General features: G+C 65.7%; 12 protein-coding genes and 1 pseudogene. 7 read left to right on the top strand and 6 right to left on the bottom strand.

Annotated elements, in window-relative coordinates; all coding sequences use genetic code 11:
* Window positions 1–646, top strand: a 646-nt coding sequence (locus tag QMZ26_RS04940) for an aminotransferase class V-fold PLP-dependent enzyme (RefSeq protein WP_283220739.1), incomplete at its 5' end; no start/stop codon positions are given.
* A gap of 15 nt (window positions 647–661) precedes the next feature.
* Here the strand turns inward: QMZ26_RS04940 and QMZ26_RS04935 are convergent.
* Both QMZ26_RS04935 and QMZ26_RS04930 read right to left on the bottom strand, forming a co-directional pair.
* Window positions 662–1312: a transposase gene (locus QMZ26_RS04935; RefSeq protein WP_283220738.1), complete on the bottom strand. Its 651-nt coding sequence runs from the start codon at window positions 1310–1312 to the stop codon at window positions 662–664.
* A 93-nt stretch (window positions 1313–1405) separates the two neighbouring features.
* Window positions 1406–2434: an AraC family transcriptional regulator gene (locus QMZ26_RS04930; protein ID WP_283220737.1), complete on the bottom strand. Its 1029-nt coding sequence runs from the start codon at window positions 2432–2434 to the stop codon at window positions 1406–1408.
* Window positions 2435–2534: 100 nt separating this feature from the next.
* On the opposite strand from QMZ26_RS04930, the gene QMZ26_RS04925 reads away from it, so the two are divergent.
* Entirely contained in the window at window positions 2535–4631 is a 2097-nt protein-coding gene (locus tag QMZ26_RS04925; protein ID WP_283220736.1) for a TonB-dependent receptor, read from the top strand.
* Between the two features lie 2 nt (window positions 4632–4633).
* Complete coding sequence (locus tag QMZ26_RS04920) at window positions 4634–5830, top strand: FAD-dependent monooxygenase (RefSeq protein WP_283220735.1); 1197 nt, start codon at window positions 4634–4636, stop codon at window positions 5828–5830.
* Window positions 5831–5842: 12 nt separating this feature from the next.
* Here the strand turns inward: QMZ26_RS04920 and QMZ26_RS04915 are convergent, their stop codons facing one another.
* The gene (locus tag QMZ26_RS04915) at window positions 5843–6169 is read right to left on the bottom strand and encodes a hypothetical protein (RefSeq protein WP_283220734.1); all 327 of its coding nucleotides are present in this window, start codon (window positions 6167–6169) and stop codon (window positions 5843–5845) included.
* A 116-nt stretch (window positions 6170–6285) separates the two neighbouring features.
* Window positions 6286–7119 carry a hypothetical protein gene (locus QMZ26_RS04910; RefSeq protein WP_283220733.1) on the bottom strand — a complete coding sequence of 278 codons (834 nt, stop codon included), beginning with the start codon at window positions 7117–7119 and terminating at the stop codon, window positions 6286–6288.
* A gap of 81 nt (window positions 7120–7200) precedes the next feature.
* Here QMZ26_RS04910 and QMZ26_RS04905 point away from each other — a divergent pair.
* A pseudogene (locus QMZ26_RS04905) lies at window positions 7201–7754 on the top strand (aminotransferase class V-fold PLP-dependent enzyme); the annotation flags it as partial.
* A gap of 91 nt (window positions 7755–7845) precedes the next feature.
* Here the strand turns inward: QMZ26_RS04905 and QMZ26_RS04900 are convergent.
* On the bottom strand, window positions 7846–8298 hold the full coding sequence (locus tag QMZ26_RS04900) for a hypothetical protein (RefSeq protein ID WP_283220732.1): 453 nt from the start codon (window positions 8296–8298) through the stop codon (window positions 7846–7848).
* A 13-nt stretch (window positions 8299–8311) separates the two neighbouring features.
* Complete coding sequence (locus tag QMZ26_RS21285; protein ID WP_345782657.1) at window positions 8312–9085, bottom strand: RHS repeat-associated core domain-containing protein; 774 nt, start codon at window positions 9083–9085, stop codon at window positions 8312–8314.
* A 113-nt stretch (window positions 9086–9198) separates the two neighbouring features.
* On the opposite strand from QMZ26_RS21285, the gene QMZ26_RS04885 reads away from it, so the two are divergent.
* The 3 genes from QMZ26_RS04885 to QMZ26_RS04875 all read left to right on the top strand — a co-directional run bounded on the left by QMZ26_RS04885 (window position 9199) and on the right by QMZ26_RS04875 (window position 10687).
* Entirely contained in the window at window positions 9199–9738 is a 540-nt protein-coding gene (locus QMZ26_RS04885; RefSeq protein WP_283220731.1) for a GNAT family N-acetyltransferase, read from the top strand.
* Window positions 9735–10067, top strand: coding sequence for a non-heme iron oxygenase ferredoxin subunit (locus tag QMZ26_RS04880; protein WP_108760232.1), 333 nt, complete (start codon window positions 9735–9737; stop codon window positions 10065–10067). The genes QMZ26_RS04885 and QMZ26_RS04880 overlap by 4 nt, the downstream gene beginning before the upstream one ends.
* 218 nt (window positions 10068–10285) lie before the next feature.
* The gene (locus QMZ26_RS04875; RefSeq protein WP_283220730.1) at window positions 10286–10687 is read left to right on the top strand and encodes a hypothetical protein; all 402 of its coding nucleotides are present in this window, start codon (window positions 10286–10288) and stop codon (window positions 10685–10687) included.
* Window positions 10688–10723 lie beyond the last annotated feature (36 nt).

Below are 10723 nucleotides of genomic sequence, written 5' to 3'. Positions count from 1 at the left end.
GCGCGGCATCATCACCGTGGTCGATGGTTCGCAGGCCGTGCCGCACCGCAAGGTCGACGTGGCTGCGATCGGCTGCGACTTCTACGCCCTCACCGGCCACAAGATGTGCGGCCCGACCGGCACCGGCGTGCTGTGGGCACGCCGCGAGCACCTCGACGCCATGCCGCCGTTCCTCGGCGGTGGCGAGATGATCAAGGAAGTCAGCTTCGACGGCACCGTGTTCAACGATGCCCCGCACAAGTTCGAAGCCGGCACCCCGAACATCGCCGGCTTCATCGGCCTGGGCGTGGCCGTGGATTACCTGCAGGGCCTGGGCCTGGAGCACGTGGAAGCGCGTGAGGCCGAGCTGCTGGCGCACTTCACCGAAGAGCTGCGCAAGGTCGATGGCCTGCGCATCCTCGGCGAAGCACCGGAAAAGGCCGCCGTGGTGTCCTTCCTGATCGACGGCGCGCACGCGCACGACCTGGCCACCCTGCTGGACCTGGAAGGCGTGGCCGTGCGTTCAGGCCAGCACTGCGCACACCCGCTGCTGCAGTATTACGGCGTCGCCGCCACCTGCCGTGCCTCGCTGGCGTTCTACAACACGCACGCCGAGATCGAGCGCTTCATGGCTGCGCTGACCAAGGTACGGAAGCTGCTGGGCTGAGCCCGCAGACCGGGGTCAGATCCCTTTCGCACCGCGAAAGGGATCTGACCCCATCAACGTCCCAGCGATCCGCCGCTGCGACTGCACCGCCTTCCGTATCGAAGCGAGATCCTGCGCAGGAATGCCCTGCTCGATGAACTCGCCATAGCGCCTGCGCCGCTCATTCACATCAGTGGCAATCAGCTCAAATGCCGAGTGCGGCACGAGCAGCGCATTCGCCCTTCCGTTCGCATTCGCGCGATAGCTTGACCAGCGATAGTCCCCGGGATGCGCAACCATCCCCGCCCGCACCGGGTTCAGCTCGATATAGCGCTGGCAGGCCAGCAGATAGCGATCCGTATCCACCAACGTGGAATGGAAGCGCCCTTCCCACAGGGTTCCCGTGCGCTGCTGCCGTACGTTCACCCGTCGAACGTACGCACGGTTCACCGCCTGCATCATCCGTGACAAGCCAGCGGGAGCATCCGGTGTCACCAGTAGATGCACGTGATTGCCCATCAGGACATAGGCGTGAATCCGGCAGTGATGTTCGATCGCACAGTCGCGAAGCAGTCCCAGGTACAGCGCAGGATCAGCGCTACTGAAGAAAACTGCTTGCCGGTTGTTGCCACGCTGGACGACGTGTTGCGGGTAGCCAGGTGCATCGATACGACGCGGGCGAGGCATTGGCGTCTCCGGAAGCAAAGGGGGTCAGAGCCTTTGCTGCGCAAAGGGATCTGACCCCTAGCATCTGCCGGTGTCGCGTGCGCCGCAGTCGGGCTATTGCCTGGCGCTGGGTAGGTAGATGGGGTCAGAGCCCTTTCGCGTCGCGAAAGGGATCTGACCCCGCCCCCGCGCCTTCCCCACGCTGCCACGCTGCCACGCGCGTGGCGTGCAGCCCATCTGCGTACGGAACGCCTTGCTGAAGTGACTCAGGCTGGAAAAACCCACCGCCAGTGCGGTGTCGGTAACGCTGTGGCCGCCGTGCAGCATCCGGCCGGCGGCCTGCAGCCGCACTTCGCGCAGGTGGCCGTGCACCGACGTGCCCACCAGCGCGCGGAACCCCGCCTGCAACCGTTTCTCGCCGAGCCCCACTTCGCGCGCCAGCCGCTCCAGCGGCCACTCCTCGCCGAAGCGCGCATCCAGCAGGGCGCGCGCCTGCAGTACCCGCTGCCGCTCGCGCGCCGCTATGCGTGCAGGCCCCTGGCCCGCGGCCTGCAGCTGGCCCAGCACGATGGCCAGCGCCTCCAGCGCCTTCGCACGCAGGTACAACGTACGCACCACGTCGTCCTCGAAGCGGCAGCCCAGCACATCGGTGGCCACCCGCAGCAGCTCCGGCGGCGCCGGGAAACCGCCCATCAGGCTGTCCGAGCCCGGCACGCTGCAGTCCTGCAGGAAGCCGCCCTGCAGGGCCAGCAATGGTCGCCCACCCGCACGCTCCAGGCCTTCCAGGGTAAAGCGGATATCGACCAGGCGGATGGCACTGCCGCCGCGCATGCCGAAGCTGCCGGACACCGGCCGCTGCGCGGTCTGCACCACGGCGGTACCGGGCCCGGCCTGCAGCGGCGGGCCGCCATCGAGCGCCATCCACGCCTGCCCCTCCAGGAAGATGCCGATGCAGAACATCACCGGGCCCTGTGCGGTGACTTCCAGGTCGCGCTGCGGCCGCCCCTGCCAGCAGGCCAGGGTGATGTCGCCCAGATCGTCATGCACCTGCAGCAGCCGCGACCAGTCCTCCGGCAGCTGCACCACCGGCGACAGCGGATGGGCGTGCACAGCAGCAAGCGCGGGATCGTGATCGAGGGACATGGTGATTTGTTCCGGAAACCGCGCATCGGGGCGCGCGAACGACAGCAGGAGAATGCTTGTTTGGGAATAGTTCCCATTTGCATCCTAGAGACTTCCCCCCATGCCCACAATCCATGCCACCCGCGCGCCACTTGCCCTGGCCCTCGGCCTGGCGCTGTCCAGCACCGCCCTGGCCGGATCCACGCCCCTCGATGCACCGGCCACCGACCTGCCCAGCGTCGTGGTCAGCGCCAGCAAGCGCGAACAGTCGCTGGCCAGCGTCGATGGCAGCGTCCATGTGCTTGAGCGCAGCCAGCTGCAGGCCGCGCAGGTGCACGACACGCTGGATCTGGCGCGCCTGCTGCCCGGCGTGCAGGCGTCCTCCAGCGGCTCGCTGCTGTTCCCGATCTTCAGCGTGCGCGGCATCACCTCGGCGCAGGATTTCTACAACCCCGCCCTCACCGTCTACGTTGATGGCATTCCGCAGCTGCCGGTGTTCGCCAGCCAGGCCCTGCTCGGCGCCGAGCGCGTGGAGCTGCTGAAGGGCCCGCAGGGCACGCTGTACGGCAAGAGCGCGCAGGGCGGCATCATCAACGTCATCAGCGCTCCCGCCGACGACACCGCGCACCTGCGCCTGCGCGCGGGCGTGTCCAGCCGCGGCGGCGAACTGCTGCAGGTCGATGCCAATGCGCCATTGAAGGCCGATCTGCTGCAGGCCGACGTCGCCCTGCTGCACAACGATGCACCGGGCGACCTGCGCAATCCGGTCACCGGCCAGGACCACCAGGGCGGCACGAAGACCGACGCCGGCAAGCTTCGCCTGCACCTGGCCCCATCGGGCGCAGCGTGGTCGGCCGATGCCACCTTCGCGCGCGATTGCAGCACCAGCAGCCAGGATGCCTACGTGCCCTCCGATGATCCGGGTGCGGGTGACATCTTCCTCTCGCCGGGTACGCCGGCCGAGTACGCCGGTTTCCACCAGCGCCGCTGCGGCAACAGCAGTTCGCTCGGCCTGCGCATGGATATCGGCCAGTGGCAGCTGAGCGCGACCGGCGGCTGGCAGACCATCGACATCGAGCGTTCGTTCGCCTCCGGCCCGTATTTCTCGGTGCAGCCCGAGCAATGGCGGCAGAACACGCAGGAACTACGGCTGGCCTCGCAGGGCGCCAACCGCGCATGGGACGGCGTGTTCGGGCTCTACCGGCAGGACAGCACGCAGGCACGCGACTACCGCAATTTCCTGCCGATGTACGGCGTCGACGCCGTGCAATCGCATTCGGACAACCACAGCGTCGGCCAGGCCGCCTACGCCGATGTGACCTGGCACATGACATCGCGCTGGGACCTGTCCGGCGGCCTGCGCGCCTCGCGTGACCGTGCGCGCACGCAGTTCAACGGCTACGCCCTCGACTTCAGCGCGCTGCAGCCGCTGCCCTTTGCCGGCAGCGCGCGCACCGAAGGTGACCATGTGCTCGGCCGCGTGGCCCTCGGCTTCCAGGCCAGCGATGCCTGGCGCCTGTATGCACGCGTGTCGCAGGGCTACAAGCCCGGTGGCTTCAACCTGGCACCGACCAGCCTGGCCGACGCGGAAGCCTATGGCCGCGAGCGATCCACCAGCCTGGAACTGGGCGCGCGCGTGCAGGCCGGCACCGTGAGCGGCAGTGTGGCGGTGTACCAGATCGACCTGCGTGATGCACAGCTGTACAGCACCAACGAGGTCGGCTACGGCCACCTCGCCAACGTCGGCGATACCCGCTCGCGCGGCCTGGATGCGGATGTGCAATGGCAGTTCGTGCCGCAGTGGCGGCTCAGCGCGGCAGTGCAGTTGAACGACGCCACCTTCCGCCGCTACGCCAACCCGATCGGCTGCGGTGACTGCCAGGGCAACGATGTGCCGTTCGCACCGTCGTTCAGCGGTGACCTCGCGCTGGAAGGCGCGCTGGACAGCAGCATCGGCCAGTGGCGCCCGCGCCTGGCCGTGCGCCACATGGGCAGCCACTATTTCGATACCGCCAACCTGCTGCACCAGTCGGCCTACAGCGTGGTCGATGCCAGCCTGGCCTGGCAGCCGCGCGCAGGCTGGGAAGTGGCGGTGTACGCGCACAACCTGGGCGATCGCCACTACCGCACCTACGCCTTCAACGGCGGGCCGCTGGGCTATTACGCGCAGCCGGCGCTGGGCCGCACCGTCGGCATGACCTTCGGCGTGGAGTTCTGAGCATGGCCCCGCACACCCCACACGCGCTGATCAGCGGCGCCGGTATCGCCGGCCTGGCCGCCGCCTGGTGGCTGCAGCGCATCGGCTGGCGCTGCACCGTGATCGAACAGGCACCCGGCCTGCGCGATGGCGGCCACATGCTGGGGCTGTCCGGCCCCGGCCTGGCCACCGCGCGGCAGATGGACCTGGTCGATGCGCTGCAGGCCGTCGCCTTCCCCGACATGGGCCTGCACGTGTACCGCGACCGCAACGACCGCGAGATCCTGCGCATGGATTACCGCACCCTGCTGCGCGACATGCAGTGGATCACCCTGGGCCGCGGCGATCTGGTGCGCACCCTGTACCAGCGCGTGGCCGACACGGTCGAGATGCGCTTCGGCCAGCGCATCACCGCCGTCGCCCAGGATGCGCATGCCGTGCAGGCCACCCTGGACGATGGCAGCGTGCTGCACGCCGATCTGCTGCTGGCCGCCGATGGCGTGCATTCGTGGCTGCGCCAGCAGCTGTTTGCCGCCGATGCCCAGGCGCTGCAGCCACTGGGCTACCGCTATGCGTCCTACGAAATCGACGATCCACAACAGCTGGCCGAGCAGTTCGTCTCCTACCCCGAGCCGGCGCTGCAGAGCGAGTACTACGCACTCGGCCACGGCCGGCTGGCCGCGCTGCATGTGTGGCGCAGCGCGGACTGCGGTGAGGTGGCCAGCCCGGCGCGCGTGCCACTGCTGCAGCAGGTCACCGCACGCAGCAACCGCTTCGTGCGCTACGGCCTGCAGCACGCGGCCAGCGACAGCCCGGTGGTCATCGACGATCTTGCCCTGGTCACCCTGCCGCGCTGGCACAACGGACGCGTGCTGCTGATGGGCGATGCCGCGCACAGCCTGTCGCTGATCTCCGGCCAGGGCGCCGGCATGGCCCTGGCCTCGGCCAGCGTGCTCGCGCAGGAACTGCAGCGGGTGGCGGACCTGCCGCAGGCCGAAGCCATCGCCGCCGCGTTGGAACGGCATGACCAGCGCCTGCGGCCGACGGTCCTGCGCCTGCAGCAGCGCAGCCGCCGCCTGGCCCCGGCCTTCGTGCCGGCCAAGGCCTGGTCGTTCCACCTGCGCAACCTGGCGCTGCGGGCGATGCCCGACGCCATGCTGCGCCGGTTCTTCCTCAACGGGCTGAAATCCGAGGCCGAGGCGATGGCCGCACTGGCCTGAATCCAGCTGGGGTCAGATCCCTTTCGCACCGCGAAAGGGCTCTGACCCCATCACGTGCAGAACCCGGCCGCGCGCAATCGTCTTTCCCTCCCACAGCGAGACATCCGCGCCCACGTTCACCGTGGCAAGCGCCTCCTCCGGGCACAGGAACGCAACGGGAAGTTCGTAACTCTCCCCAAGCACGGCTCGTCCCTCCTGCAACAGCAGGCGGCACTCAAATGCACGGCCCGCCACGAACAGCGGGCAGGCGTATACCTGCCCCACGATGTCACCCTGCCTCCCACCCTCGACGCTCGACAGAAAGCGAACGGAGACAACGGCATCGAATCGCATGGTCATGCCCTCAAGATCCTCCCAGGTTCCACGTACCTGCAGTGGCGTCATTTTCCGGGAACGCCGCAGCAGGACGCAGCGGCATTGCACAGGCGTGCCGCTGGGCAACAAGGCTCGTCCGCCTAGGGCCCCAGGTCAACGCCTTCCATCAGCCCCATTCGATCCACATCCAACGGATCAATCTGCGGACGAACAGCACCATCGCGATTCCAGTGAAATCTGCCGGTAACCCGCATGAGTTGCCCGCCATCCCCAACTGAAGAATGCTTCTGAAAGGCAGCCGGACTCGATTGCGGGTACGCCACCAATGAGCTGAATGAATCTCGTGCTTCCAAGGCATCGGGCGATGGGAAGAACAACATGGCGCCGTTGATCTGATCCACCCTGGCGTAGAAAGAGACGAGGCGACCATCGAACCGCCCCGGCTGCGACAACAGCGCAGACATCGTGGTCATGCACGTTTCAGCTCCTGCCTGGTTGCCACGAAGCTTGCAGGCCCCCGCGATATCCGCCTGACCCTCATCCCGATTGGATGAAGTGCCCCCAACTTCCCTGATGCGACAAACGCCGCCCCCCACGTCTGCCTCGACCTTCACATAAAGGTTGTTCGTGAAATACACATCCCCGTCGCAAGCCACCTTCCCACCGTTCTCAACGTAGGTGATGCGCAGAGAGGAATCCATGGTGACTTCAGGACTGGCCCGTATCTTCTTCCCCGCGGAGATTGATTCGACCGCAATCACCCCGCCCCCGACCTCCAACGCGACATCATGGATCTCGGCAGCCCCGACATTTCTCACGACAATCACCGGGTCCGAGAACCACGTGCAACCCTGCAGCCCCACTCCAAGCACGAGAAACACCAGGCCAAAACAGGGGCGACGGCCCGGCATGCCTGATGGCCAGGCATCTGATTTCCCCGCGAGAATCAGCGCGTCGCGCGCTCTCCTACTCATATGAAGATCCTCCCTGGATCCACGCCCCTATGCTATAGCAACTTTCGCCCGGTCCCCATCTACGCTGCGCCGGCCGATGACCCCGAGGTCAAGCTGCTGGCCGTGGCTCACATCTCCAACACGCTGGACACGATCATCCCGGTGCGCGAGATCTGCCGTGAAGCGCGCATGCGCGGCATCATCACCGTGGTCGATGGTTCGCAGGCCGTGCCGCACCGCAAGGTCGACGTGGCTGCGATCGGCTGCGACTTCTACGCCCTCACCGGCCACAAGATGTGCGGCCCGACCGGCACCGGCGTGCTGTGGGCCCGCCGCGAGCACCTCGACGCCATGCCGCCGTTCCTCGGCGGTGGCGAGATGATCAAGGAAGTCAGCTTCGACGGCACCGTGTTCAACGATGCCCCGCACAAGTTCGAAGCCGGCACCCCGAACATCGCCGGCTTCATCGGCCTGGGCGTGGCCGTGGATTACCTGCAGGGCCTGGGCCTGGAGCACGTGGAAGCGCGTGAGGCCGAGCTGCTGGCGCACTTCACCAAGAGCTGCGCAAGGTCGATGGCCTGCGCATCCTCGGCGAAGCGCCGGAAAAGGCCGCCGTGGTGTCCTTCCTGATCGACGGCGCACATGCGCACGACCTGAACCCCGTGGCCCGAACCACCAGAACTAGAAAATATCTAACAACACCCGCAGATCCGGCCATACAAACCTCGAACTAGACAAAAATTTAGCTCAGGATAAAACAGATGAATCAACGACAACATCATCATAGTCTAGGCTGGCAAATTCAGCTGTTGAAATCTCCCCCTTAATCCGCAAAAATCCAATATAGGCCGCCTTGGCTTGGAGGGAATTCACATCACTCGAACCAATAACCGTCCTGAGCCAACTACCTATGGAAATTGCATCAAGCTTCCCTCGCAAGGTCGCTGATACTAGCGACTCCACCATAAGCCTCCGATTATCATCGACAGACTCCAGCCCCACTGTAATCGCGCCGATAAAGCAAGAAAGAATTAGCGGATCCGCCCAGCGCAATCCGCCTATGAATATAGCCCTCTCTCGAACATCCTGATCGCAATGAAATAATGCCCTAGATACCAACGCATAGCTCGAGGAATCAGGCTCAGCCGTAAGAATACCCGAGATCCTATAAAGTCTTTCGAGCAGCAATTTATCTTCCACCACCTAGAGTCTCCTACATTTTCCCAATATTCTCATCAGCCCTGTCAAGCGCCCTTTGAATCCTAGCACGCTGCCCCCTAGATAGACTCGGATTGCTCAAACTACCCCTCAGACTCTTCGCCGCGGAGCTCAGCCCTTTCAGTGAATTTTGCATTTCGGTCACATGATCAAAGCCCGTCTCAATCCCTCGAAGGTTCTTGGCGACCCCTTCAAAATCGTGCGGCTTTGCGTTGTTATCAACTATATTATTTATCTTTCTGATTGCTTGCTGCTGAGGACGCGTTAGGGCCGCGACGCGACTTGAGACATTGATGAAGGCGTTTTTTGCGCCTCCAACTGCCGCTGCGGTCGCTGCGGGAATGCGACTGGCGGATAAGATAGCCACGCCTGCCGCAGCCCCGGCCGCTCTTGCCTCCTGACGAGATCCGCGCTCGTCAAGCCCCATTTCGCCGTTAATCACAGCCAGATCATCTCTCATCATCTGGCACGTGGACACGCTTTCGCATCGACCGTCGGGGTCTACATGACCGTACGGATTTCCAAGTGCATACTTGTAACGATTAAAGTTGGATGAAGTGTGGCCGTTGGCCTCGACTGGATCAGCGCTTATAAAGGCGCCAATAGCCGGATCATAGTACCGCTGCTGCATGTAACTCAGCCCGGTCCCCGAGTCCGTCACATGCCCCGTGTATCCCGGCCCATCCTTCAGCGGCCGATTGACCACGGCCCCATAGGGCTCGTACACCGTGCGCTCGATGACATTGCCGCTGGCATCTGTAATCGCCACCGGCGAGCCAAGTGCGTCAGTATGAATGTACTCGTGGCATATACGACACACCAAGCAAAGCCAGTCGAATCCATGGCCTCCCCGCTCGCCCCCAGCCCGCCTAAAATGCGCCTATGAGCACCCTGACTTTCCGTGCCGCCACGTCGGCCGACATCCCTGCCCTGATCACCCTGGTCACCTCGGCCTACCGCGGCGACGCCAGCCGCGCCGGCTGGACCACCGAGGCCGACCTGCTGGACGGCGCCCGCATCGATGCCGAGGGCATCCAGGGCGACCTGGACCGCCCGCGCTCGACCATCCTGCTGGCTGAACGCGACGGCCGACTGGTCGCCTGCGCCCACGTTGCCGATGTCGACGGCAAGGGCTACTTCGGCATGTTCTCGGTCGACCCGGCCCAGCAGGGCGGTGGCGTCGGCAAGCAGCTGATGGATGCGGCCGAAGCCCATGCCGCGCGCGAGTGGAACGTGCCGGTCATGCAGATGACGGTGATCGACGTGCGCGACGAACTGATCGCCTTCTACGAGCGCCGCGGCTACCAGCGCACCGGCATCAAGAAGCCGTTCCCCTATGGCGACGAGCGCTTCGGCATCCCCAAGCGCGACGACCTGCGCTTTGAAATCCTGGAAAAGCCGCTGGCCGGGGCATCGGCATGAGCGAGGCCTGGACCTTCGTCTGCGCCGGCGCCGAGCTGCTGCCGGGCGAAATGAAGAGCGTGTTCGATGAAGTGACCGGCACGCCCATCGTGGTGTTCAACCTCGACGGCGAGCTGTATGCGCTGGAAGACCAGTGCACGCACGAGGAATTCGAGCTGTCCTCGGGCGAGTTCAACACCGCCGAAGGCAGCATCGAGTGCGTGCTGCACGGCGCGCGCTTCGATGTGCGTGATGGCCGCGCCCTGTGTGCCCCGGCCTATTCGCCGGCGCCCAAGTTCCCGGTGAAGCGCGAACACGACGCCATCTGGACCCGCGACGACCGCGAGTGATCCGAGCGGGGGCGTGGCCGCGCCCCCGCCCCGTCCACACCGACCTTCATCCACCCATGGGGTGGATCTACTGCAGATTGGCCACCCGCGCCCTTTGTGCGCCCTCCCAGCACCCCTGCGCGCCGCCCAGCCGCCCCTGCCAAGTGCGCAGATGCGAATCATTATCGTTGGTGTTATCCTGCGCGCCTGATTCGTAACGGTTTGTAACGGACCGCACCGTGGCTTCGCCCGCACCCATCGCCGCGTTGTGCCTGCTCGCCCGTCAGGGGTGGCCGCTGCTCGTGGCCGCGCTGCTGGCGCTGTGGCTGGGGTGGTCGGCGCTGCAGGAAGGCCGCCGTGTATCCGGGGATGCAACCCTGTCCCCGTCTGCAGCGGCGCTGGATGAACACGCCAGCGGGCGTGCCGGCGAATCACCACCACCCGAGCCCTTGGCCCCGCGCATCGAATCCGGCCCAGAAGGCAGCCACGGCGACAGCCCGCCCCTGCTGCACCGCCTGTGCCTGCTCGTCCCGCTGTCGGGCCCGCAGACCCTGCGCCTGTCTGTGCGCGCCGCAGCAGCGGTACGCCTGGCGGGCCGTCGTCAGCCGCCCTCGCACGCACCGCCAGCCCTGCTGAGCTGAGCCGCTGCGCCGACACCGGCGCCGCCCCCCGCGTTT

Origin of the sequence: Stenotrophomonas sp. PFBMAA-4, from assembly GCF_030053215.1 — a bacterium.
GTDB lineage: Bacteria > Pseudomonadota > Gammaproteobacteria > Xanthomonadales > Xanthomonadaceae > Stenotrophomonas.
The sequence above is the reverse complement of the archived record's forward strand: the minus strand, read 5'-3'. Positions and strand labels throughout refer to the sequence as shown.